Consider the following 23,045-nt stretch of genomic DNA (forward strand, 5'->3'; position numbering starts at 1 on the left):
GGTCGGGCAGCGGCGGCAGCGCGCCGATCGCCTCGTCCACCACCTCCGGGAAGCAGGCCAGCACGAGGTCGCACCCGGCGGCCAGATGTGCCTTGACGCGCGCGCCCACGCCGCCCGCGGCGCCGGCGGCGGCCATGCTGATGTCGTCGCTTATGACGACACCGGCAAAGCCCAGCTCGCCACGGAGGATGCCCTCGATCCACCTGCGCGAGAAACCCGCCGGCCGATCGTCGACCGCCGGATAGATCACGTGCGCCATCATCACCGCTTCGGCATGCGCCTCGATCGCTTCGGCGAACGGGCGCAGGTCGGCTTCGCGGATGGTTTCCAGCGGCCGGGGGTCGATCGCCTGCGCCTTGTGCGTGTCGGCGGCCACCGAGCCGTGGCCGGGGAAATGCTTGAGCACCGCGGCCATGCCGCCCAGGTGCATGCCGCGCACGTAGGCCTGGGCCAGTTCGCCGGCGATCGCCGGATCGTCGTGGAAGGCGCGCGGGCCGATCGCGGCGCTGCCGCGGGCCAGGTCCACGACCGGAGCGAAGCTGAAGTCCACGCCGCAGGCGCGCAGTTCGCTGGCCATCACCCAGGCGTGTTCCTCGGCGAGGCGCACGGCGTTCTCGGGGCCGAAGGCATAGGCCGCGCCGATCTTCGAAAGTGCCGGCAGCCGGGTGAAGCCTTCGCGGAAACGCTGCACCGGACCGCCTTCCTGGTCGACCGCCACCAGCAGCTGATCGCTACCCGCCTCGCGGATGGACTCGGTCAGCGCGGCCAACTGCTCGCGGCTGGCGTAGTTGCGCGCGAACAGGATCACGCCGGCGACGCCTGGCTGCCGCAGCCAGTCGCGCTCGCGCGGTTCCAGCTCCAGTCCGGCCAGGCCGATCAGCAGCATGCCGGCGCTCCCGTGCTATCGCTTGCATCGGCAGCGGCGCGCTCCGCGTCCGACCAGCGGGCGAACGGATGCGCGATAAGGTTGACGTTGTAGTAGCGCGCCAGCGAGCTGACCTCGCGGCCCAGCCAGGCTGGGCGAGGGAAGCCTGCATCCACGGCAGGCAGCTCGACCTCGGCCACCACCAGGCCGGCGTTGTCGCCAAGGAACTCGTCGATCTCGAACAGCGTGCCGTCGACGTCGACGTGGTGGCGGACTTTCTCCAGCACGCCATCGCACAGGGAGGCGAGCATCGCCTCGGCATCGGCCAGTGGCAGCGCGTATTCGAATTCGGCTCGTTCGATGCCGAGCGTGGCGCTCTTGATGTTCAGCCATGCCTGCTCGCCTGCCCGGCGCACCCGCACCGAGGCGTGCGCCAGGCCCTCGTGCAGCGCCCTGGCGCCGACCAAATAGCCCTGTGCGATCCGCTCGCTGCGCACGATGGCCTGGCGCCAGCGTTCGTTACCCAACAGGAATTTGCGTTCGATCTCAGTGGCCATGGCCGGGTTTCATCAAAGGAACGGAAAGCATAGCGTGGTCGGTCGTGATCGCCGCGCCTGAGGGTTTTTGATGTGCCCCTGCAAAACCTCGATCCCTCCGAGGAGAGGTTTGGGTGAGGTGCCGACCCGCGGGGATGCCCGCCAAAACCGAAGCAAGGACCTTCCCCTCTCCCCAGCCCTCTCCCCTGGCCTGTGCCGGGGAGAAGCAGCTCTTTCGCGCGACTCAGCGGCGTTCGAACAGGGCGATGGATTCGACGTGCGCAGTGTGCGGGAACATGTCCATCACGCCGGCGGCCGCGAGCCGGAAGCCGTGGCGGTGCACCAGCAGGCCGGCATCGCGCGCGAGCGAAGCGGGGTGGCAGGAGACGTAAACGAGGCGGTCGGTGCCCTTGCGGGGCAGATAGTCCAGCACCTGCTCGGCGCCGGCGCGCGGCGGGTCGAGCAGGATCTTGTCCCACGACGCGCGCGCCCAGGCGGTGCCGCGCTGGTCCTCGAACAGGTTGGCGACATGGAACTGCGCGTTGGCGATGCCGTTGCGCGCCGCATTGGCGGCGGCGCGCTCGACCAGGCCGTGCTCGCCCTCGACGCCGGCCACCTCGGCCACGCGCCGCGCGATCGGCAGGGTGAAGTTGCCCAGGCCGCAGAACAGGTCGAGCACGCGATCGGCCGGCTGCGGATCGAGCAATTCCATCGTGCGCGCCAGCATGCGCCGGTTCATGCCGGCGTTGACCTGCACGAAATCCAGCGGCTGGAATTCCAGCTCGACGTCGGCCACGCCCTCGCCCACCGGCAGCCGGAAGGTGAGCCGCGGCTGCTCGGGCCACAGCGGATGCACGCTGCTGACGCCGCCTGGCTGCAGGTAGATCGCAAAGCCATGCGCCTGGCCGAAGGTGACCAATGCCTGCGTGTCGCGCTCGCTCAGCGACTTCAGGTGACGGAACACCAGGGCGATGGTGTCGTCGCCGGCGGCGAACTCGATCTGCGGAATGTCGTCGGCCGCGTCCATGCTGCCGACCAATTGCGCCAGCAGGCCGATCCGTTCGCCCAGCGCCGGGTGCACCACGTCGCAATGGGTGATGTCGGCCACGAAGCGTGGGTTGGCCTCCTCGCGAAAGCCCACCAGCACGCGGCCCTTCTTCGCCACCGAGCGCACCGACAGCCGGCCCTTGCGCCGGTAGCCCCAGGGTGCGTCGGTGAGCGGCTCGAGCCAGCGCGCCGGCTCGACCTTGCCGATGCGCGCAAAGTTGTCCGACAGCACGCGCTGCTTGGCCTGGATCTGCGCCGGCGCATCCATGTGCTGCAGCGAGCAGCCACCGCACTGGCCGAAATGGGCGCAACGCGGCTCGACGCGGTGCGGCGAGCGCTCGAGCACCTCCAGCGTCTGCGCCTCGTCGAAATTGCGATGGCGCTTGCGGATGCCGAGGCGCACCTGCTCGCCCAGCAGCGCCCCGCTCACGAACACGGTCTTGCCGTCGATGCGGGCGACGCCGCGGCCGTCATGGGCCAGGTCGGTGATGGTGGCTTCGAATTCTTTCATGGCACTCGTAAAACGCCTGCGCCCGGATCGGGCGACCCGGGCGCAGCATCAAGCTTGTGAGGAATGGGCGGCCTACTTCTGCTTCCAGGCGCCCGCGGCGTCCTGATAATACCAGCCGGCATGCGCGCGCTCGATCCAGCCCTTGGCGAAGGTCTCGCGGATCTGCGGCTCCCACTCCGGATGGCCATTGGCACGCGCGATCTCGTGGTACAGCGCATTGCGGTCGTTGTTCTCGTCGGCCACCGCGGCGGAGGCCTGTGCGCGCTGGCTGAGCGGGATCTTGCCCGCATCGCGCACGGCGACCAGGCCGTCGCGGCCGAAGCCGACGGCGCCCGCATCGAGCAGCGCCTTGAGCGTGCCGCCGAAGCGCGCCTGCATGCGCCCGCGGATCGCCTCGGCGGCGGGTGTCTGCACGCGGATGTCGGGCGTCTGCGCAGCCTCGGCGGCGGGCACCAGCAGGTCGAGCAGCATCGCCGAGGGCTGCGCAGGCTCCTGCGTCTGCGGCGCGGGCTTGGCGTTCCGGGCGGGCGGGGCTCCCTGGTCGATCACCGTGCCGATGAAGCGGTCGGCGGCCTTCTGCGCAGCGGCCTCGGGAAAGTACACGTTGATCGTGACGCAACCGACCAGGGCCACCAGCATCGTGGTCAGCAGGACATAGACGAGCTTGCGCATGATGGGCTCCTGTGGGATCAGCGTATCTGCGGGCCGCCGCCTTCGGTGGCCGCCTTCAGGCGGTTCACCAGGGTGGGCCAGTCGACCTCGTGCTGGTGGCCGACGACCTCCAGGTGCGGCAGGCCGCTGCCGTCGACGATAGTGTAACCGTCGCCGCTATTCTCCAGTCCGCTCATGTGGCAGACGGTGCCGGACAAGGTGCAGTTCAGGCCGATCCGCTTGTAGCCGAAGGTCTTGAACAGCTTCAGCACCGCACCCTGCAGGCCGGCGGCAATGCCGCCTCCACCCACGGAAGTGAGGTTGTTGACGGCGCGCTGGCTGATCCGTCCGCCCTGGTCGGCAAGCAGGTGCGCGTCGAACGCCACCGGCTTCCAGCCGACCAGGCGCAAGTTGCCGATGCTCCCATTGAGCGGTCCGGTGATGCTGCCGAAGTCGAACACGCTGGTGACCGCGGCCAGGTCCAACTGGCGCAGGCTGATGTCCGCGGCCAGCACCGGGCTGGGGCCGAGCGGCTGCGCCAGCGCAAGCCGGGTGATGTCGATGAAGCCGTCGAACACGTTGACCGACAGGCCGCCGGCCAGCTCCACGGTGTCGTCCACCCAGCGCAGCGAGGGAATCGCGCCGCCCAGCGTGCCGGGAAACTGCGGCCAGCCCATCGCCTTGCTGAAGGCAGCCATGTCCACGCCGGTGACGGCCAGCGAGGTCGAAAGGCGCTGCCCCTTGGCGGCGGCCGGGCGCCAGTCCAACTCGCCTACCCGCACCGTGCCGCCGAACAGCGCCATGGCGAGCGGCTGGGTCAGCGCAAGGACGCCGCCCTGGCTTCGCCATTGCGCCTGTGCCCTGCCCAAGGGCAGGCGATACAGCTGCAGGCCGCGCCAGCCCAGCAGCGTGGCCGGGCGATCCGACTGCGCGGACCAGTCCAGGCCGCCGTTGAGGTCGTCGATCGCCAGGCGTCCGTCAGCGGTCGCCAGGCCCAGGTGATCGGCGGCGAAGGCGAAACCGTGCGGACCGTCGACGCGCAGGTCCAGGTTGCCGCTCAGGGCGCCGGTCGTCCGCACGTCGTGCAGGCCCATCGTGTCCAGCCAGGCCGAACCGTAGCGCTCGTAGGCGGCAGGAAAGCGCGCCTGGAAGCGCTCGAAGCGCAGCTTCTCCAGGTTGCCCCTGGGGCCGAAGCCGAGCGCACCGTCCAGTTGCAGCGCATCCGGGTCGTTCACGCGCAGCCGGCCGATGTCCAGCACGCCGCCGCCAGCGGTCGCGGCGAGGTTCAGCTGCACCGGATGCGCGGGCAGCTTCGCGTAGACCGGGCCCAGCAGCAGCTCGCCACCGCGCAGGGTGGCATCCAGGGTCATCCGCGCCAGCCCGCCCTGCGTGTCGATGCCCAGCCGCCCGTTGCCGTTCACGCCCTGTCCGGCCAGCGTGCCCGCGGGCGTATCGAAACCGACGCCGGCCAGGCTGAACTCGCCGGAGGACTGGACGCCGTTGTCATGCACGTCCAGCGCCAGTTCCGCATCCAGCCGGCCACCGGTAGGCCGGCCCGACCAGACCGTGCCGAGCAGCCCAGCCAGCCAGTTGGCCGGCAGGTTCTTGAGGGTGATCTGCGCGTGGCTGGTCTGGTCCAGCGGGACCCAGGCGCTGGCGCGCGCCTTCGCCTGCGTGATGTCGGCCTGCAGGGTGTTGGCGCGGGCATCGACGGCCAGATGCACGTCCGCGTTGCCGAGCGCATTGCCCGGCGCGCCGCGTAGCGCGAGCGTACCGTCCAGCAACCAGCGCATCTGCACGTCGCGCGAGAGCGCCCCTTCCAGATCCAGCCCCACGCGGCGCCAGCCCATCGCCGGGATATCCGCCCGAGCCGCGTGCAGCCTGAGCGACAGCCCGCCCTTGCCATCGTCGCCCACATGCAGGCTCACCTGCTGCAGCTGCACGCCGGGCGCGGCGATCGCCCTGGCCGTCAGGTCGACGTCCGCGCGGGCCGGCACGGCCCATGCCGTGGCGAACAGCAGGCACAGGCACGGCAGCAGGCGGCGAAATCGGGGAAGCATGTGCCATCATTTTGCCAAAGACAGCTGAACGACACGGATTGCGTCATGCCTACAGCCGCCCCTTTGCGCCACGCGCCTGCACCGATTCTTCCCCTTCCCTATGTGCTGGTGGCCGACGACGATGCCGCCAGCCGTCGTTTCCTCGGCGAAGGCCTGCGTGCGCTGGGTGCACAGGTGCACGAATGCGCCGACGGCCAGGTGGCGCTGGCGCAGGCGACCATCGAAACCTTCGACCTGCTGCTGCTCGATTGCCGCATGCCCGGTGCCGGCGCACGCGACGTGCTTGCCGCCTTGCGCGCCGATGCCCAGGCGCGCTCGGCCGATGCGTTGGCGGTAGCCACCAGCGCCGAGCTCTCGCCCGAGGACCGCCGGCAACTGCTGGCCGCCGGTTTCAGCCAGGTCCTGCTCAAACCCTGCGAACTGGATGCGCTGCGCCCGCTGATGGCGCTGGCCCGCAGCAGCGGGCGGCATGCGCCGCTGCTGGACGATGCGGCCGGGCTGGCCAGCAGTGGCGACGCCACGACCATGCGAGCCCTGCGCAGCCTGTTGCGCGAGGAGCTGGCGGCCTTGCTGCAGGAGCTCGACCGCTTCTGCACCGAGCCGCCCCGACTGGTCGAGCGGCTGCACCGCCTGCGCTCGGCCTGCGGCTTCTGCGGCGCGCCGGCACTGTCGGCGCAGGCGGCGCACTTGCAGCGGCAGGTGGAAGCTGACGGTTCGGTGGCCGAAGGGGCGCTGGAACGGTTTCGTCGCGCGCTGATCGCGACGCTGGCGGTACTGAACCGCTGAAGAGCGGCCGGGAGGGCGAACGTCCGGGGATCCGCTGGAACGTCCGCCGTCGGCAACGGCTAGCGGCGTGACATCGCCGCGGCCAGCACGCGCCAGGCATGCAGTTCGCCGCCGCCCAGGTGGAAGCGGATGGTCTCGCGCATCAGGCGCCGCAGCGCCGCCAGGCCGACGGCATCGGGACACCGGTCCGCGGCCAGCGCCAGCAGATGCTCGCCGAGCACCGCCCGTTGCGCGCCCGCCGGACATGCCACCGGGCCGTGCTCGGCCTGGTAGCGGTACCAGCGGTCCGGTGCGAGCGGCTCGCCGCTGTCGGCTTCATATTCCAGTTGCAGCGCATAGCCGATCGCCGCCAGCAGGTCGCGCTCGAAGCGGCGCAGTTGCCAGGCCAGCGTGCCGGGCACGGCCAGCCGCGCCAGCGTGCGCGCATAGGCATCGAACAGGTCCGGTTGCGGGTCCTGGCGGCCGGTGAGGCGCACCACCAGTTCATTGAGGTAGAGCCCCGCCAGGCCGGCGTCCCCGGCCAGCCGCAGCGGCATGCCGGCCGGCTCGGCGCCACGCAGGGTCGCCAGCTCGCCGCGCAGCAGCAGATCCATGGCCAGCGGCTGGAACGGCTCGAGCTGGGCGCGTTGCAGCCGCGCACGTTCGCGCCGCACGCCACGCGCGACCACGCCCAGCCGGCCATGGTCGCGGGTGAGGCATTCGAGCAGCAGCGACGTTTCGCGGTAGGGCCGCGAGTGCAGGACATAAGCGGGCTGCTGGTCGAAGAGCATGGGCGTCTGGGACGAAACGGGGAATGGATGACGGGTGGCTGATCTTCAGCCGGGAAGGGTCAGCGCGCCAGCGACGCACCCGCGCCAGCCTTATGTTCCCGTTCCCAAGGCCCCGCTACCGGCCTCAATCGGTATACCCGAGCTTCTTCAGCATCGCCTCGTCGTCCACCCAGCCTTCGCGTACCTTCACCCACAGCTTGAGGAAGACCTTGCGCTCGAACAGTCGCTCCATGTGGCGGCGGGCGGCGCTGCCGATGGCCTTGAGCTGGGCGCCGCCTTGCCCGATCACGATCGCCTTCTGGCCCTCGCGCTCGACCCAGATCACCGCATGGATCTCGGCCACGCCGTCGTCGCGGTCCTTGAACTGCTCGATCTCGACCGTGGTGGCATACGGCAGCTCCTGGTCGAGCCGGAGCATCAGCTGTTCGCGCACCATCTCGGCGGCGAGGAAACGCTCGCTGCGGTCGGTGATTTCGTCCTCGCCGAACACCGGCGGGCGGACCGGCAGGCGTTCCAGGATCGCCCGCTCCAGTTCCTTCAGGCCCTTCTGCTTGAGGGCGCTGACGTAGTGGATGTCCTCGAAATGGTGGTGCGCCGCCAGTTCGGCGACGAACGGCAGCAGCGCCCCCTTGTCCTTGGCCAGGTCCACCTTGTTGATGGCGAGCAGGCGCGGCACGTTCTGCTCGACCAGGGCGGCGTAAAGCGCTTCGTCCTCATCGGTCCAGCGGCCGGCCTCGATCAGCTGCACGGCCAGGTCCACTTCCGCCATCGCGGTGCGCGCGGCACGGTTGAGGCTGCGGTTCATGGCGCGCTTGGCGCCGCGGTGCAGGCCCGGCGTGTCCACGTACATCACCTGCCCCGCCTCGCTGGTGGCGATGCCCAGGATGCGGTGGCGGGTGGTCTGCGGGCGCGGGCTGACGATCGACAGTCGGAAGCCGATCAGCGCGTTGAGCAAGGTCGACTTGCCGACGTTCGGGCGGCCGACCAGCGCGACCGCGCCGCAGCGGAAGTCCTCGTGCGGCAACTCGCCGGCAGCTTCGATGGAATCATTCATGGGGATGGAGCCTGGCTGGCGGGGGACAAAGCATGGCGCCGCTGCGCCCACGGCGCCAGCGACGAAGCAGGAAGGGAAGGTTCAGGCGGGCGGCAGCGGTGCGGCCAGGTGGCCGAGCACCATTTCGGCGGCCTCCTGCTCGGCCGCGCGGCGGCTGGGGCCGCTGGCATGGACCTGCAGCGGCGCCGGTTCGGCGATGCTGCAGGCGACGTCGAAGATCTTGGCGTGGTCGTCGCCCTGGCTGCCGGTCAGCTGGTAGACCGGCAGCGGCAGGCCGCGCGCCTGCAGCCACTCCTGCAGGCGCGTCTTGGCGTCCTTGGAGGATTTGGGCAGGTCCGCCACGCGCTGAGCGAACAGGCCGCGGACCATGTCGCGGCAGTGGGGAAAGCCGCCATCGAGATAGACCGCAGCGACCAGCGCCTCGAACGCGTCGGCCAGGATCGAATCGCGCCGATGGCCGCCGCTTTTCAGTTCACCGGGCCCGAGCTTGAGCCCGTCGCCCAGTTCCAGCTCGCGCGCGAGCACCGCCAGCGCCAGGCCATTGACCAGCTGTGCGCGCAGCCGGGAAAGCTCGCCTTCGCTGGCACGCGGGTGCGCCTCGTAGAGCATCTCCGCGACGATCGCGCCGAGCAGCGCATCGCCCAGGAATTCCAGCCGCTCGTTGTTGGGCCGGCCTACGCTGCGGTGGGTCAGGGCCAGCTCGGCGAGCGATGGATCGCGGAAACGGTAATCCAGCTTCACGTGCGGTCAGAGCGCCACATTGCCCCGCAACAGCACGCTCTTGTCGAAGTGCAGCAGGAAATCGATGTTGTAGACGAACGGAATCTGCTTCTCGTAGCTCACATGCAGCACGCTGCCGGCGTTGGAACGGTCGATGGTGATGTCCTGCGGCCGGATGGTGGCGTCGTCCACGTACTGGAAACCCATCTTGAACATCAGGTCGCGGCGGATGTCGTCCAGCGACTTGCCGTCCGTACCGCTGGTCGCGATCTGGTTCATCGCCTTGGACACGCCCATGTACTCGGAATAGGCCGGCACCAGCTTCATCGCCATGAAGCCGAAGAATGCCACCACCGCCAGGACGATCAGGAACCCGATCAGGGTGATGCCCGCTTGCTTGCTCTTCATAGTCCCCTCGCTATGCCGCCCAGGCGGCTTGCCTCGTCTGCATGATTCTCGCGCGCCGCCCGGCGCGCGTCACGGGCGCTACAGCGGCGCCCGTCACGTCCTGCGTCAATGGATGATCCTGCCGATGCGGGAGAAGTCGATCCAGCCGTTGCCGGCGCCTTTCCAGCTCAGCCAGATCAGGAACGCCTTGCCGGCCAGGTTCCGCTCCGGCAGGCAGCCCCACCAGCGGCTGTCGGTGCTGTTGTAGCGGTTGTCGCCCATCACGATGTAGCAGCCGGCCGGCACCTTGGAGGGCACCTTGTCGTTGGGGATGGACAGCGGCATCGAATAGGCCGGCATGCGGGCGATCATGTGGTCGATGTTGCCCGCGCCGGCGGACCGCGGCAGGTGCTCGGTCCACACGGTGGCGCCGTAGTCGCGCATCAGCCGCGACTCATCGCCGTTGGAGCGGCCCTGGAAAGGGCCGATCAGGCCGGCGGTCACCGGCTTGCCGTTGACGAGCAACTGGTCGCCGTGCGATTCGATGGTGTCGCCCGGCAAGCCGATCACGCGCTTGATCCAGTTCTGGTTCGGCACCGGCGCGTGCGGATCGGCGCAGCTGATGTCGCCGCTGCGCACCCATTGGCCGTTGTCGTCCTGGCACAGGTAGCCGGGGAACCGGAACACCACCACGTCCCCGCGCCTGGGTTCGCCCAGGGACAGGAACTTGTTGTTGAACGCCGGCATGCGCAGGCCGTAGGCGAATTTGTTGACCAGGATGAAGTCGCCCACGTCCAGCGTCGGCATCATCGAGCCGGAAGGGATCCGGAACGGCTCGGCCACGAACGAACGCAGCACCAGCACCACCAGCACCACCGGGAACAGCGAGCGCGCCCAGTCAACCGGCATCGGCTCGTGATAGGCCTCCCCGGCTGCATCCAGGCGTGCCTTGCGCCGCTTGTAGAAGAACAGCCGGTCCAACCCCCACACCACGCCGAACAGCACGGTAAGGGCAAGCAGGATGGCGGAGAAATCGAATTCCATGTGGGGCTCCTATGGGAGCGGGGAACAGGGAGCGGGAAACGGGAAGCACGAGCCTGGCCGCGGCCTGCTCGTTCCCCGTTTCCCGCTCTCTGTTCCCCGCCTCACTATTTATCCACTTTCAGCACCGCAAGGAAGGCCTCCTGCGGGATTTCCACGCGGCCGACCTGCTTCATGCGCTTCTTGCCTTCCTTCTGCTTTTCCAGAAGCTTCTTCTTGCGGCTGACGTCGCCGCCGTAGCACTTGGCCAGTACGTTCTTGCGCAGCGCCTTGACCGTGGAGCGGGCGATGATCTGCGCGCCGATGGCCGCCTGGATCGCCACGTCGAACTGCTGGCGCGGGATCAGGTCCTTCATGCGTTCGACCAGTTCGCGGCCGCGCCGGTCGGCATGGCTGCGGTGGACGATCAGGCTGAGCGCGTCGACGCGGTCGCCGTTGATCAGCACGTCCACGCGCACGAACGGGCCGGCCTCGAAGCGCTCGTGGTGATAGTCCATCGAGGCGTAGCCGCGCGAGACGGACTTGAGGCGGTCGAAGAAGTCCAGCACCACTTCGGCCAGCGGCATCTCGTAGCTGATCTGCACCTGCGTGGCCATGTACTGGATGGAGCGCTGCACGCCGCGCTTTTCCTCGCACAGGGTGATGATGTTGCCGATGTAGTCCGGCGGGGTAAGGATGTTGGCCACGATGATGGGTTCGCGGACCTCCTCGATTTGCGGCACCGGCGGCAGTTTCGCGGGATTGTCCAGCGCGAGCACGGTGCCGTCGGTCTTGAGCACCTCGTAGACCACCGTCGGCGCGGTGGTGATCAGGTTGAGGTCGTACTCGCGCTCCAGGCGCTCCTGCACGATCTCCATGTGCAGCATGCCCAGGAAGCCGCAGCGGAAACCAAAGCCCATCGCCTCGGAGGACTCGGGTTCGAAGAACAGCGCAGCGTCGTTCAGGCGCAGCTTGTCCAACGCCTCGCGCATCGCCGGGTAGTCGTCGGCCGACACCGGGAACAGGCCGGCGAACACGCGCGGCTGCATGGTCTGGAAGCCGGGCAGCGGCTTGTCGGCCGGCTTGGCCGCCAGCGTGAGCGTGTCGCCGACTGGCGCGCCGTGCACGTCCTTGATCGAGGCGTTGATCCAGCCCACCTCGCCGGCGCCGAGCTTGTCGAGCTTCTTGCGCTTGGGCGTGAACACGCCGACGTCGTCGACCTCGTGCACGCGCCCGGTGGACATCACCAGCAACTTGTCGCCGGGCTTGATCTCGCCCTGCATCACGCGCACCAGCGAAATCACGCCGAGATAGTTGTCGAACCAGGAGTCGATGATCAGCGCCTGCAGGCGATCAGTGTCGCGCGGCTGCGGGGGCGGGATGCGCGCAACGATCGCCTCCAGCACCTCGACCACGTTGAGGCCGGTCTTGGCGCTGATCGCCACCGCATCGTCCGCGTGGATGCCGATCACCGCCTCGATCTCGCCCTTGACCTTTTCCGGGTCGGCGGTGGGCAGGTCGATCTTGGTGAGCACCGGCACCACTTCCAGGCCCTGCTCCACTGCGGTGTAGCAGTTGGCGACCGACTGGGCTTCCACGCCCTGCGCGGCGTCGACCACCAGCAGCGCGCCCTCGCAGGCCGCCAGCGAGCGCGACACTTCGTAGGAAAAGTCCACGTGTCCGGGCGTGTCGATGAAGTTGAGCTGATACGTCTTGCCATCACGCGCCTTGTACGGCAGCGACACGGACTGCGCCTTGATGGTGATGCCGCGCTCGCGCTCGATCGGGTTGTTGTCGAGCACCTGCGCTTCCATCTCGCGCTCGCTCAGGCCCCCGCAGATCTGGATGATGCGGTCGGCCAGGGTCGACTTGCCGTGGTCGATGTGGGCGATGATGGAGAAATTGCGGATCAGTTCCATGGAATACGCTGGTCGGGCTTTCGCGGCTGCGCGACGGCAGGCCGCGGACCGCCGGGATGGCGATACGAACCCGGTATTGTTGCATGGAATGACTGGCGAACGGCCGGGCAAGCTTGCCCATCCGCCCTCGCCACCATGCCGCGCCTGGCGGGCAAGGTGTTCGGGATACGGGGATGGGCAAGCTCCGAAGACCGGCCTACTTTCCGGACGGCAAGGTCAACGCCACGAATTGCGTCTGGTCGCCGCGCCGCACCAGCAGCAGCACGGTATCGCCGGACTTGAGGTTCCGCGTCGCTGCCTGGAAGGCGGTCACGCTGCCGACTGCCTGCTGGTTCACCCGCAGGATCACGTCGCCCGGCTGCAGGCCGGCTCGGGCCGCCACCGGACCGGTGACGTCGCCGATGACCACGCCCTCGCCCGCGGGCAGGCCCAGTTGCTGGCGGGTGTCGGCATCCAGTTCGCGCACGCTCAGGCCCAGCGCAGCCGAACCGGACTGGGCCGACGACCGGTCGCTGCCGTTCGCGCCATTCTTGCCATGCGGCGCCTCGCCGACGGCCACCTGCAACGTCTGTTTCTTGCCGTTGCGCAGGATCTCCACCGGCACCTTCGTGCCCGGCTTGGTCATGCCGACCAGCGGCGGCAGGTCGGCGGCCGAATCGATCGGCTGGCCGTTGTAGCCCAGGATCACGTCGCCGGCCTGGATGCCGGCCTTGGCCGCGCCGCTGCCGTCCTGCACGTTGGTCACCGCCGCGCCGTTGCTGCGGTCGAGCCCGAAGGCCTTGACCATGTCGGGCGTCAGTTGCTGCACGGTCACGCCCAACTGCCCACGGGTGACGTAGCCATGCTCCTTGATCTGCTGCACGGCATTCATCGCCACGTCGATCGGAATGGAGAACGACACGCCCAGGTAGCCGCCGGTGTTGGAATAGATCTGCGAGTTGATGCCCACCACCTGGCCCTGCAGATTGAACAGCGGGCCACCGGAGTTGCCCCGGTTGATCGGCACGTCGGTCTGGATGAAGGAGGTGTAGGGCTGGTCGCCGCTGCCCAGGTTGCGGCCGATGGCGCTGACGATGCCCTGCGTCACGGTGTAGTCCAGGCCGAACGGCGAACCGATCGCCAGCACCCACTGGCCGGGCTTGAGCGTGCGCGAGTCACCGATGGCCACCGCGGGCAGGCTCTTGGCGTCGACCTTGAGTAGCGCGATGTCGTAGTTCGGATCGGTGCCGACCACCTTGGCAGTCAGCGTGCGGCGGTCCTGCAGGCGCACGCTGACCGAATCGGCGCCCTCGACCACGTGGTTGTTGGTCAGGATGTAGCCGTCGCCGGAAAGGATGAAGCCCGAGCCCAGCGAGGTGTGCTCCTGTTCTTCCGGCGAGGGCATCATCGGCATGCCGAAGAAGCGGCGGAAGAACTCCAGCTGCGGGTCGTCCGGCATGCCGGCCTGCGTGCGCGGCTGCCGGCGCTGGCCGTTGTACTTGGCCTCCACGTGCACCACGGCCGGCGCGTTCCTCTGCACGATGCCGGTGAAGTCAGGCAGGTTCGCGCCTGCCGCGGCGGGGACCGGCGCGGACTTCGGAGCCGGCGCGTTCGCCTGTGCCTCCGGCGCCTGTGCCTGCGCACAGCCGGCGGTGGCCAGGCCCATGAGCACGCAGCAGGCCAGGGTGCGCAAGGGGATTCGGTTCATGGACATTCCTCCTACATGGCGGCAATAGGGACGCGACCGTGCCCGACCCGCGAGGCGGGCCGGCCGGAAGCTAAAGGGAAGACGGCCGCGGCGAGGGGCACGCGGTCGGAGATCATCGGGCGCCGGCAGCCGCCTGGCGCAGGGCATGGGTGGCGGCCGCCGGCTGCGGATCGATCATCAGCAGATAGCCGCCTTCGCTGTCGAGCGAGCGCACCGTCTGCAGGCGGTAGGGCGACAGGCTGCGCGCATACGGCAGCATCGCCGCCTCGCCGTAACTCTCGCCCAGCGTGGCGGCAGCCTGCTGGCTGTAGCGCGAAGCATTGTCGCCGCTGAGCCACGGCGGCACCGCGGCAGGCGCGGTCGGCCCGGAAGACAACGCCATTGCGGCGGCCGGGCTGGCCTGCACCGCACTCGCCACGACATGCTCGTCGTCGCTCGCCGGCCGGGCAATCATCAATGCGGCCACCGCGACGCCGGCAGCGATCGCACCGCCGGCCGACCAGCGCAGCCAGTGCGGCGCGCGCCGGCCGGAGTGCCCCCGCGCTTCATGTGCGATGGCCTGTTCGATCCGTGCCGCGAAGCCCGCCGACGCCACCGCCGGCAACTGCCCACGCAGCCCGTCGCGCACCAGGTGATAGCGCGTCCAGGTCTGCCGCAGTTCGGCATCGTGCTCGAACCGGCGCAGCAGGAAGCGCATTTCATCGCTGGCGAGTTCGCCATCGATGCCGGCGGAAAGATCCTCACGTGGGGCTTGCGTCATGTCGAATGATCCTCGCGGTCCGACAGCAGCGGCCGCAGTTGCTGATCGATCGCCTCGCGCGCGCGGAAAATCCGCGAACGCACGGTGCCGATGGGACAACCCATCTTTTCGGCGATTTCCTCGTAGCTCAATCCGTCCACCTCGCGCAGCGTGATGGCGGTGCGGAGCTCTTCTGGCAGCGCTTGGACAGTGCCGAAGACGGTTTGTTCAATTTCCTGCCGCAAGAGCTCGCGCTCGGGCGTGGCGCCCTCCTGCATGCGCTCGGCGCCGGTGAGGAACACCGCGTCCTCCGCGGCGATGTCGTCGGTGGGCGGGCGCCGGCCCATCGCCACGAGGTGGTTCTTGGCGGTGTTGACGGCGATCTTGTACATCCAGGTGTAGAACGCGCTGTCGCCGCGGAACGAGCCGATCGCCCGCCAGGCACGCACGAACGCCTCCTGCGCCACGTCCTCGCATTCGGCGTAATTGTTGACGTAGCGGGAAATCAGGCCGATCACCTTGTGCTGGTACTTGCGCACCAGCAGGTCGAAGGCGCGCCTGTCGCCGTTTTGGACACGCTCGACCAGGGCGCTATCCAGTTCGTTTTCGCCCATCCGGGCCTTTCTCCTCAAATCGTGATCGCTCAGGGCGCCAGCCGGATGGTAACGCGCCGCCTTCAGACACGCCGCGGCGGCACAAGTTCACGCGGGTATGACGGCCGGCCCGAAGCAACCGTCATGGGGCCGGCGGGCGCTCCGCTCAAGCCACGTTGGCTTGCGGCTCGGCCAACAGGCGCTTGCGCTCGGCCAGCAGGCGGTCGAAGCTGGCGTGCGGCAGCGGACGGCAGAACAGGTAGCCCTGCAGCTCGTCGCAATGGTTGGCGCACAGGAACTTCATGTGCTGCTCGGTCTCGACACCCTCGGCGACGACTCCGCGCTTGAGGCGATGGGCCATTTCGATGGTGGCGCGCACGATCGCCTCGTCGTCCGGGTCGATGCCGATGTTGCGCACGAAACTCTGGTCGATCTTGATGCGGTCGGCCGGCAGCTTGCGCAGGTAGTCCAGCGAGGCGGCGCCCGTGCCGAAATCGTCGATGGCGATGCGGCAGCCCAGGCGGTGCAGGCCGTGCAGGTTCTCCACCAGGTTGGGCACCGCCTTGATGCTGATGCTCTCGGTGACCTCCAGCTCCAGCAGGCGCGGATCCAGGCCGGTTTCCTCCAGCGCGGCGGAGACCGTGTCCAGCAGGTCCGGCTCCATCAACTGCATGGCCGAGAGGTTGACGCCAAGGCGCAGGTTCAGGCCGTACTTGTCCTCCCAGTCGCGCGCCTGCCGGCAGGCGGTGCGCAACACCCAGGCGCCGAGCGAGACGATCAGGCCGGTCTCTTCGGCCAGCGGGATGAACACGCCGGGACTGATGGCCCCGAGCTCCGGATGCTCCCAGCGCACCAGCGCCTCCATGCCGACGATGTCCTCGCTCTCGGCATCCACCTGCGGCTGGTAGAACACCCGCAGCTCGCCGTTGCCCTCGGCGTGGCGCAGGCGGGTCTTGAGCAGCACGTCGTGCTGCTGCGCCTGCTCGGGGCTGATCTCGTAGATATGGAAGTTGTTGCGGCCCTGGCGCTTGGCCGCGTACATCGCCTCGTCGGCGTGCTTGAGCAGGGTCTCGGCGTCGGAGGCATCGTCCGGGAAGAAGCTCACGCCGATCGAGGTGGTGACCTTCAGCGGGACGTCCTCGCCGCTGAGCTTCAACGGCGCCTCCATCACCTGCACGATCTTCTCGGCCACCCGCAGCACGTCGTCGTTCTTGATGATGTGGCGCAACACGACGATGAACTCGTCGCCGGCGTAGCGGGCCACCGTGTCGGATGCGCGCACGCTGCCGCACAGGCGGTGGGTGACGGCCTTGAGCACCTGGTCGCCGGCGGCGTGGCCGAGCGTATCGTTGATGTCCTTGAAGCGGTCCAGGTCGACGAACAGCACCGCGAAGGTCTCGCCGGTGCGGTGGGCCTCGCGGATGATGGTGTCGAGGCGGTCGGCGAAAAGCAGCCGATTGGGCAGGCCGGTGAGCGCGTCGATCAGGCCTTCCGCGCGGCCCTGCTCCCGCGTCTGGCGCAGTTCCAGCGCATGCCCGAAACGTGCCGCTGCGCAGCGCAGCACCGATTCGACCAGGCCAACATCGCCGAAGGGCGTGCGGCTGCCGACCAGCAGGGCACCCAGTACGGCGCGTCGCTCGTCGAACAATGGCAGCCCGGCGAAGCCGGATACGCCCAGCAGTTCGACCAGCGGGTCGCCACCGGCCAGTTGGCGCGCACCGGCCGGATGCAGCACCGCCTTGCCGTCCAGCACCTGGCGCAACGCGGTCTGCTGGGCCGGCGCCGGCCAGGGCTGGTCGTCACCGCGCCAGAGCTGGATCAGCAGGTGCGGCGAGGACGCCCCCTCCTCCGGTTGCGCCGACCACAATGCGAGGTAGTCCAGACCCAGTTCGTCGACCAGCAGGCGGGCGGCGACCTTCTGCGTGTCGATGCCGCTGGCCGAGGCAAACATGCGCGAAAGCAGGCTGAGCGCCGCCTCCGCCCGAACATCGGCGCGGTCGCTGCGGAACATCAGCGCGATGGCTTCCCGTCCGCCGTAGCGGATACGGCGCGCGCTGGCCTGGCCGGTGTCGGCGCCACGGCTGGAACGCCGCTGGCAGGCGTACCAGCGCCGGTCGGCCTGCTGCAGCACGTGTTCGGCGGAAATGCCTTCGAAGGCCAGCAGCTCGCGCAGGCTGCGTCCGGCCAGTTGTTCGATCTCCAGGTGGCTGTGCCGGGCCACGGCGGAGCTGGTTTCCAGCACGTTCTCGGTCTGCGGATCGACGACCAGCCATTCGCTCGCGTCCTCCTCGAACGCGAAGCGGTACTGCTGCTCCGATCCGGCCTGCAACGGCAGCACCGCCGGCGGCCGCGAACGTCGCCAGCGCACCACCAGTTCCAGCGCCACCTGCGAGGCGTACAGCCAATCGGAGATTCCGTTCGGCAGCTCGGCCGGCCTGACCGTGGCGCCCTCGGCCAGCACGGCGATCATCGTGGTGTCGGCGCAGGCGGGGATGCGCCGCAGCTGCTCGCAGCTGGTTTGTGCGTCGATCGCGTCGCCGTCGAAGGCTACGTCCACCAGCGCCAGCGGCGGACGGCCGTCCAGCAGCAGTTCGGCGTGCGGCACGCCGCGGGCGGTGTGGATAGTCGGATGGCCGGCGCCATCGAGGGCGTCGAAGACATTCCGGCGCAAGTCCCGCTCGGCGGCGACCACCAGGATGCCGGCACTCATGCAGGCCTCGTCAGGCAAGCAGCCATCGACCGTCGCGCAGGCGCGGCCGCAGCGGCGCGTCCGGCTGGCCCTTCATGCGCCAGGCCGCGTCGCCCATGTGGTCGACCAGCGCAGGCGAGGCATCCAGCAACACGACCCGGCGCACATGCCCGGCCGGCGGCTTGGCCAATTGGCGAAGCAGGGTGCTGTCCATCGCCGACAGCGGAGGCTCCAGTCCCATCAGTAGGTAGACGCCGAAGTGCATGCTCTGCTGCATGTAGCGCAACGCCGCGCCCAGGCGCTGGCTGCCGGGCACGCGCGCATGGGCCTCGACCAGGTTGCCCAGCCCCAGGTCCGGCTGCCACAGGTACACCGCCTGTCCGCTGCGTCGCACAATGCCCCGGAACTGCTCGATCAGCGCCGGGCTGTCGCAGCCCTCGAGCAGGATCAACCCGGCCGGCGCCGCCAGGATGCGCTCGAAGATCTCGATGCCCGGAGGCGGCGGGGCGGAGGCCAGCAGGGTGTTCATCGGGCGTACGTTACGCAGTCCCGGGCGAAGCGCAATAGCGCCATGTCACCGTTCGGAAAAATGCCCGCTTCCCGCCGCCGGGGGCTCAACTCGCATTCATCCGCACGCAGCGGTATGGTTCGGGGCTCCCCGGCTACACCTCCCAACGCCATGTTCGAAGGATTGCGCTTCAATCACTGGAAGACGAGCGTGGACGACGGCGGCATCGTCACCCTGACGCTCGACCGCGCCGACAGCGCCGTCAATGCCATCTCCCGGGCGGTGCTGGACGAGCTCGGCCAGATCGTCGAGCGGCTGGCGATCGAAAAGCCGGCCGGCGTGATCGTCCATTCGGGCAAGCCCTCCGGCTTCGCCGTCGGCGCCGACATCAAGGAATTCGTGCGCTACGCCGAGCAGGACAGCGTGCTGGAGAACATCCGCCACGGCCAACAGGTGTTCGAATCGCTGGCCCGGCTCCCCTGCCCGACCGTGGCCGCCGTGCACGGCGCCTGCATGGGCGGCGGCACGGAACTCGTCCTGGCCTGCCGCCAGCGCATCGCGGCGGACGACGAGAAGACCCGGATCGGCCTGCCCGAGGTGATGCTCGGCATCCATCCGGGCTGGGGCGGCACCGCCCGCCTGCCACGGCTGATCGGCGCGACCGAGGCGCTGCCGGTGATGCTCACCGGCAAGGCGTTGTCAGCTGGACGCGCGCTGGCGATGGGCGTGGTCGACCGGCTTGCGCCGCCGGCCGAACTGCTGGCCGAGGCCCGCGCCCTGCTGCGCCGCCCGCATGCGCGGCCGGTCGCGCGGCGCGCCAAGGCGTGGGTCACCAACTGGTGGCCGGTACGCCAGATCCTCGCGCCCATGGTGACCAAGCAGACCGCCGCCAAGGTGCGCAAGGAACACTACCCCGCTCCGTTCGCCCTGATCGACGTGTGGCAGCGCGGCGGCGCCAGCATCCAGCAGCGGCTGAAGCTCGAAGCGCGCTCGGTGGCGAAACTGGCGCAGACGCCGACCGCGCACAACCTGATTCGCGTGTTTCTGCTGCAGGAGCGCCTCAAGGGCGCCGGGGGCGGGGTCGACCCGGGCATCCGCCGCGTGCACGTGGTGGGCGCCGGCGTGATGGGCGGCGACATCGCCGCCTGGGCCGCCTACAAGGGTTACGAGGTGACCCTGCAGGACCGCGAGATGAAATTCGTCCAGCCTGCGCTGGACCGCGCCCGCGGCTTCTGCGAGAAGAAGTTCAAGAACCCGGACAAGGTCGATGCCACGATGACCCGCCTGCGCGCGGACGTCGAAGGCGCGGGCGCCGCCACCGCGGACCTCGTCATCGAGGCGATCTACGAGAACGCGCAGGCCAAGCGCGAGCTCTACGCAACCATCGAGCCGCAGTTCAAGGCGCAGGAGATCCTCGCCAGCAATACCTCCAGCATCCCGCTGGACGAATTGCGCCAGGGCCTGGCCGCGCCGCAGCGCTTCCTGGGCCTGCACTTCTTCAACCCGGTGGCGCAGATGCCGCTGGTGGAGGTGGTGCGCCACGACCGGCTCGACTCGGCCATCGAAAAGCGCGCACTGGCCTTCTGCAAGGCGTTGGGCAAGGTGCCCGTCGCGGTCAAGGGCACGCCCGGCTTCCTGGTCAACCGCATCCTGATGCCCTATCTGCTGGAAGCCCTGCGACTTTACAGCGAGGGCGTGCCCGGTCCGGTGCTCGACCGCGAGGCGAAGGCATTCGGCATGCCGATGGGACCGATCGAACTGGCCGACACCGTCGGCCTGGACGTGTGCGCCTCGGTCGGCAAGGAGCTCGGACCCTTCCTCGGCCTGGAACTGCCGCCCGGCATCGAGGACAAGCTCGAAAGCGGCAAGCGCGGCAAGAAGGACGGCCAGGGCCTGTACGTTTGGCAGGACGGCAAGCCGGTCAAGCCGGAAGTCGATCCGGACTATGCGACCCCGCCCGACGTCCAGGACCGCATGATCCTGCCGATGATCAACGAGGCGGTGGCCTGCCTGGCCGACGGCGTGGTGGACGACGCCGACCTGCTCGATGCGGGCGTGATCTTCGGCACCGGCTTCGCACCCTTCCGCGGCGGTCCGATCCAGTACATCCGCAGTGAAGGCGTCGCCGTCGTGCGGAGCCGCCTCGACCAACTGGCGCAGCGCCATGGCGAACGGTTCCTGCCCAAGCAAGGTTGGGATTCGCCCGCGCTCGGTGGAGTTGCGGCCACGGTCCCATCCCAGTCCTCTCCTTGAAAGGGAGGACGGCAGCCTGCGTCTGAAGCCCCTCCGTTCAAGGGAGGGGATGGGGTTGCGACAACCCCATGATCACCACATCAGATCGTCGGGCACGCCATCGTCGGCGGCCGCCGCCTGAGGATCGACCAGCAGCGCGAGCTGGTGCGCATCGATGGCGCGCACCTGTTCGGCAATCGCCTGGCTCACCACCAGATAGCGCCCGTTCTGCTGCACGATGCCGAGCCGGCCCTCGTTGAGCGCCGCCAGTTGTTCGGCGTCCACATGCACGCGGCGAATCCTGCCGGCGTACTCGAAATGCCGCACATGGTCAGCCTCGGCCTTGTTCAGGGTCTGGCCTTCCAGCAATTTCTGGATCTTCGCCTTGCGCTCGCGCTTGATGCGCGCCTGTTCGACAGCCTCCTGCTCGGCACGCTTGCGCTCGCTGGCATCGGCCTGCGCGCGGATCGCATAGGCCTTCGCAAGGTCCATCTCGCCGCTGTCCCGGCGCGATGAGGGCGCCTGCGGCTTGCCCTTGCCCTTGGCCTGCGGCGGACGAGCGCCGCGCGATGGCGGCGGCGAAGGCTTCGCGCGCTGCTCTTCGCGCACCTGCTTGACGATGCCGCTCTTGAGCAGCTGATCACGGAGGGAGTCGGCCATGATCCGGTATCCGGGTTGCGTTGAACCGGCATGCGCTCATGCCATGCCGGCTTGGAAAGGTATCAATAATGGGGCGGCGGCGGTTCGCTGTGCGGATCGCTGCCCTGCGCCGTGCGCAACGAGGCGAGTTCGGCGCGAAGGTCGTGCAGCACGCGCTCCAGCGCGACCAGCCGCATCGCCTGCTCGGCGTCGGCGGCGGCCAGTGCGGCCACCGTGTCGTCGATGAAGGTGAGGCGCACCTCCAGTTCTTCCAGCCGGCGATTCAAGTCAGCCATGGGCAGGTCAGCCATGGCTGGTCCTCAGCGACCGCCCGCGCCCGATGCCGTAGTAGGCCAGCCCCGCCTCCTCCACCTGCGCCGGGTCGTACAGGTTGCGTCCGTCGAAGATCGCCGGCTCGGCCAGCATGCCGCGGATGCGTGCGAAGTCCGGCGCACGGAACGCCTTCCACTCCGTCACGATCGCCAGCACGTCCGCGCCCTCCAGCGCCTCGTACGCGCCCTCGCACAGCACCAGCTCCGCCCGCTCGCCGTAGAGCCGCCGGGTCTCGCCGCGCGCCTCCGGGTCGAACGCCCGCACCCTCGCCCCCGCCGCCCACAGCTGCTCCATCAGCCGCCGGCTGGACGCCTCGCGCATGTCGTCCGTGTTCGGCTTGAACGCCAGGCCCCACAGCGCGATGGTCCGGCCCTCGAGCTGCCCGCCGTAGTGCCGCGCGATCAGCTCGAACAGCTTGCCCTTCTGCGCGTGGTTGACCGCCTCCACCGCACCCAGCAGCTTGGCCTCGTACTTCACCGTGCGCGCCGTGCGCTCCAGCGCCTGCACGTCCTTGGGGAAGCACGAGCCGCCGTAGCCGGCGCCCGGGTAGATGAAGTGGTAGCCGATGCGCGGGTCCGCGCCGATGCCGCGGCGCACCTGCTCGATGTCCGCGCCCACCCGCTCGGCGATGTTGGCGATCTCGTTCATGAAGCTGATCTTGGTCGCCAGCATCGCGTTGGCCGCGTACTTGGTCAGCTCCGCCGAGCGCTCGTCCATCACCACCGTGCGGTCGTGGTTGCGGTTGAACGGCGCGTACAGCTTGCGCAGCACGCCGATCGCCCGCTCGCTGGCGCTGCCGATCACGATGCGGTCCGGGCGCAGGCAGTCCTCCACCGCGTCGCCTTCCTTCAGGAACTCGGGGTTGGAGACCACGTCGAACGGGATCACCGCGCCGCGCTCGGCCAGCGTGTGGGCGATGGTGGCGCGCACCTTGTCGGCGGTGCCCACCGGCACGGTCGACTTGTTCACCACCACCGCGTAGCGGGCAAGGTGCTGCCCGATGCTGCGCGCCACCTCCAGCACGTAGCGCAGGTCGGCGCTGCCGTCCTCGTCCGGCGGCGTGCCCACGGCGATGAAGATCACCTCGCCATGGGCGATGCCGGCGGCCGCCTCGGTGGTGAAGTCCAGCCGGCCGGCCGCGTGGTTGCGCTGGACCATCGGCGCGAGGCCCGGCTCGTAGATCGGCACCTCGCCCTGCTTCAGGCGCGCGACCTTGGCCGCGTCCACGTCCACGCACAGCACGTGGTTGCCCATCTCCGCCAGGCAGGTGCCGGTGACCAGGCCGACGTAGCCGGTGCC

Annotated in this window: 21 protein-coding genes; 2 read left to right on the forward strand and 19 right to left on the reverse strand. The window is 69.1% G+C overall.

Annotated elements, in window-relative coordinates:
* From nagZ to HOQ08_RS13970, 5 genes are all read right to left on the reverse strand, one after another.
* A partial coding sequence (gene nagZ / locus HOQ08_RS13950; RefSeq protein WP_291196101.1) for a beta-N-acetylhexosaminidase occupies positions 1-886 on the reverse strand: 886 nt, incomplete at its 3' end.
* Positions 877-1,422, reverse strand: a complete 546-nt coding sequence (locus tag HOQ08_RS13955; RefSeq protein ID WP_291196104.1) for a CYTH domain-containing protein — start codon at positions 1,420-1,422, stop codon at positions 877-879. The genes HOQ08_RS13955 and nagZ, both read right to left, overlap by 10 nt.
* Before the next feature lie 223 nt (positions 1,423-1,645).
* Positions 1,646-2,959, reverse strand: a complete 1,314-nt coding sequence (gene rlmD / locus HOQ08_RS13960) for a 23S rRNA (uracil(1939)-C(5))-methyltransferase RlmD (RefSeq protein WP_291196107.1) — start codon at positions 2,957-2,959, stop codon at positions 1,646-1,648.
* A 72-nt stretch (positions 2,960-3,031) separates the two neighbouring features.
* Entirely contained in the window at positions 3,032-3,631 is a 600-nt protein-coding gene (locus HOQ08_RS13965; RefSeq protein ID WP_291196110.1) for a YdbL family protein, read from the reverse strand.
* A 17-nt stretch (positions 3,632-3,648) separates the two neighbouring features.
* On the reverse strand, positions 3,649-5,670 hold the full coding sequence (locus HOQ08_RS13970) for a hypothetical protein (RefSeq protein ID WP_291196113.1): 2,022 nt from the start codon (positions 5,668-5,670) through the stop codon (positions 3,649-3,651).
* Between the two features lie 45 nt (positions 5,671-5,715).
* On the opposite strand from HOQ08_RS13970, the gene HOQ08_RS13975 reads away from it, so the two are divergent.
* The gene (locus tag HOQ08_RS13975; protein ID WP_291196116.1) at positions 5,716-6,456 is read left to right on the forward strand and encodes a response regulator; all 741 of its coding nucleotides are present in this window, start codon (positions 5,716-5,718) and stop codon (positions 6,454-6,456) included.
* 59 nt (positions 6,457-6,515) lie between these two features.
* Here HOQ08_RS13975 and recO read toward each other — a convergent pair whose 3' ends face one another.
* From recO to HOQ08_RS14030, 11 genes are all read right to left on the reverse strand, one after another.
* The gene (gene recO, locus HOQ08_RS13980; protein WP_291196119.1) at positions 6,516-7,226 is read right to left on the reverse strand and encodes a DNA repair protein RecO; all 711 of its coding nucleotides are present in this window, start codon (positions 7,224-7,226) and stop codon (positions 6,516-6,518) included.
* 124 nt (positions 7,227-7,350) lie between these two features.
* A complete protein-coding gene (era, locus tag HOQ08_RS13985) occupies positions 7,351-8,280 on the reverse strand; it encodes a GTPase Era (RefSeq protein WP_291196122.1) in 930 nt (309 codons plus the stop codon).
* A gap of 81 nt (positions 8,281-8,361) precedes the next feature.
* Entirely contained in the window at positions 8,362-9,021 is a 660-nt protein-coding gene (gene rnc / locus HOQ08_RS13990; RefSeq protein ID WP_291196125.1) for a ribonuclease III, read from the reverse strand.
* Positions 9,022-9,027: 6 nt separating this feature from the next.
* Positions 9,028-9,408 carry a DUF4845 domain-containing protein gene (locus HOQ08_RS13995; protein WP_291196128.1) on the reverse strand — a complete coding sequence of 127 codons (381 nt, stop codon included), beginning with the start codon at positions 9,406-9,408 and terminating at the stop codon, positions 9,028-9,030.
* 105 nt (positions 9,409-9,513) lie between these two features.
* Positions 9,514-10,431 (reverse strand): signal peptidase I, encoded by a 918-nt coding sequence (gene lepB, locus HOQ08_RS14000; protein WP_291196131.1) that lies wholly within the window; start codon positions 10,429-10,431, stop codon positions 9,514-9,516.
* A gap of 104 nt (positions 10,432-10,535) precedes the next feature.
* Positions 10,536-12,326: a translation elongation factor 4 gene (gene lepA / locus HOQ08_RS14005; protein ID WP_291196134.1), complete on the reverse strand. Its 1,791-nt coding sequence runs from the start codon at positions 12,324-12,326 to the stop codon at positions 10,536-10,538.
* 196 nt (positions 12,327-12,522) lie between these two features.
* On the reverse strand, positions 12,523-14,013 hold the full coding sequence (locus tag HOQ08_RS14010; protein WP_291196137.1) for a DegQ family serine endoprotease: 1,491 nt from the start codon (positions 14,011-14,013) through the stop codon (positions 12,523-12,525).
* 112 nt (positions 14,014-14,125) lie between these two features.
* Entirely contained in the window at positions 14,126-14,773 is a 648-nt protein-coding gene (locus tag HOQ08_RS14015) for a sigma-E factor negative regulatory protein (protein WP_291196140.1), read from the reverse strand.
* A complete protein-coding gene (gene rpoE / locus HOQ08_RS14020) occupies positions 14,770-15,366 on the reverse strand; it encodes an RNA polymerase sigma factor RpoE (RefSeq protein WP_291196143.1) in 597 nt (198 codons plus the stop codon). The genes HOQ08_RS14015 and rpoE overlap by 4 nt, the downstream gene beginning before the upstream one ends.
* Positions 15,367-15,511: 145 nt before the next feature.
* Positions 15,512-18,055, reverse strand: a complete 2,544-nt coding sequence (locus tag HOQ08_RS14025) for an EAL domain-containing protein (RefSeq protein WP_291196146.1) — start codon at positions 18,053-18,055, stop codon at positions 15,512-15,514.
* A 10-nt stretch (positions 18,056-18,065) separates the two neighbouring features.
* On the reverse strand, positions 18,066-18,563 hold the full coding sequence (locus tag HOQ08_RS14030) for a hypothetical protein (protein WP_291196149.1): 498 nt from the start codon (positions 18,561-18,563) through the stop codon (positions 18,066-18,068).
* Between the two features lie 150 nt (positions 18,564-18,713).
* Between HOQ08_RS14030 and HOQ08_RS14035 the strand changes: the two genes are divergently transcribed.
* Positions 18,714-20,795 carry a 3-hydroxyacyl-CoA dehydrogenase NAD-binding domain-containing protein gene (locus HOQ08_RS14035; RefSeq protein WP_291196151.1) on the forward strand — a complete coding sequence of 694 codons (2,082 nt, stop codon included), beginning with the start codon at positions 18,714-18,716 and terminating at the stop codon, positions 20,793-20,795.
* 72 nt (positions 20,796-20,867) lie between these two features.
* Here HOQ08_RS14035 and HOQ08_RS14040 read toward each other — a convergent pair whose 3' ends face one another.
* The 3 genes from HOQ08_RS14040 to HOQ08_RS14050 all read right to left on the reverse strand — a co-directional run.
* Positions 20,868-21,434 (reverse strand): DUF2058 family protein, encoded by a 567-nt coding sequence (locus HOQ08_RS14040; RefSeq protein ID WP_291196154.1) that lies wholly within the window; start codon positions 21,432-21,434, stop codon positions 20,868-20,870.
* 62 nt (positions 21,435-21,496) lie between these two features.
* The gene (locus HOQ08_RS14045; RefSeq protein WP_291196157.1) at positions 21,497-21,724 is read right to left on the reverse strand and encodes a SlyX family protein; all 228 of its coding nucleotides are present in this window, start codon (positions 21,722-21,724) and stop codon (positions 21,497-21,499) included.
* Positions 21,717-23,045: UDP-glucose/GDP-mannose dehydrogenase family protein (locus tag HOQ08_RS14050; protein WP_291196159.1), on the reverse strand; the 1,329-nt coding region annotated here is incomplete at its 5' end. The genes HOQ08_RS14045 and HOQ08_RS14050, both read right to left, overlap by 8 nt.

The sequence above is a fragment of the Frateuria sp. genome (genome assembly GCF_013362045.1).
Lineage (GTDB): Bacteria > Pseudomonadota > Gammaproteobacteria > Xanthomonadales > Rhodanobacteraceae > Frateuria_A.

Coding starts and splice junctions, on each gene's coding strand:
- HOQ08_RS13965 (WP_291196110.1), bottom strand. CDS start 3,631: ATGCGCAAGCTCGTCTATGTCCTGCTGACCACGATGCTGGTGGCCCTG.
- HOQ08_RS14025 (WP_291196146.1), bottom strand. CDS start 18,055: ATGAGTGCCGGCATCCTGGTGGTCGCCGCCGAGCGGGACTTGCGCCGG.
- lepB (WP_291196131.1), bottom strand. CDS start 10,431: ATGGAATTCGATTTCTCCGCCATCCTGCTTGCCCTTACCGTGCTGTTC.
- HOQ08_RS14030 (WP_291196149.1), bottom strand. CDS start 18,563: ATGAACACCCTGCTGGCCTCCGCCCCGCCGCCTCCGGGCATCGAGATC.
- HOQ08_RS14010 (WP_291196137.1), bottom strand. CDS start 14,013: ATGAACCGAATCCCCTTGCGCACCCTGGCCTGCTGCGTGCTCATGGGC.
- HOQ08_RS14040 (WP_291196154.1), bottom strand. CDS start 21,434: ATGGCCGACTCCCTCCGTGATCAGCTGCTCAAGAGCGGCATCGTCAAG.
- HOQ08_RS14015 (WP_291196140.1), bottom strand. CDS start 14,773: ATGACGCAAGCCCCACGTGAGGATCTTTCCGCCGGCATCGATGGCGAA.
- HOQ08_RS13970 (WP_291196113.1), bottom strand. CDS start 5,670: ATGCTTCCCCGATTTCGCCGCCTGCTGCCGTGCCTGTGCCTGCTGTTC.
- lepA (WP_291196134.1), bottom strand. CDS start 12,326: ATGGAACTGATCCGCAATTTCTCCATCATCGCCCACATCGACCACGGC.
- HOQ08_RS14045 (WP_291196157.1), bottom strand. CDS start 21,724: ATGGCTGACCTGCCCATGGCTGACTTGAATCGCCGGCTGGAAGAACTG.
- recO (WP_291196119.1), bottom strand. CDS start 7,226: ATGCTCTTCGACCAGCAGCCCGCTTATGTCCTGCACTCGCGGCCCTAC.
- HOQ08_RS14035 (WP_291196151.1), top strand. CDS start 18,714: ATGTTCGAAGGATTGCGCTTCAATCACTGGAAGACGAGCGTGGACGAC.
- HOQ08_RS13955 (WP_291196104.1), bottom strand. CDS start 1,422: ATGGCCACTGAGATCGAACGCAAATTCCTGTTGGGTAACGAACGCTGG.
- rpoE (WP_291196143.1), bottom strand. CDS start 15,366: ATGGGCGAAAACGAACTGGATAGCGCCCTGGTCGAGCGTGTCCAAAAC.
- HOQ08_RS13995 (WP_291196128.1), bottom strand. CDS start 9,408: ATGAAGAGCAAGCAAGCGGGCATCACCCTGATCGGGTTCCTGATCGTC.
- HOQ08_RS13975 (WP_291196116.1), top strand. CDS start 5,716: ATGCCTACAGCCGCCCCTTTGCGCCACGCGCCTGCACCGATTCTTCCC.
- rlmD (WP_291196107.1), bottom strand. CDS start 2,959: ATGAAAGAATTCGAAGCCACCATCACCGACCTGGCCCATGACGGCCGC.
- era (WP_291196122.1), bottom strand. CDS start 8,280: ATGAATGATTCCATCGAAGCTGCCGGCGAGTTGCCGCACGAGGACTTC.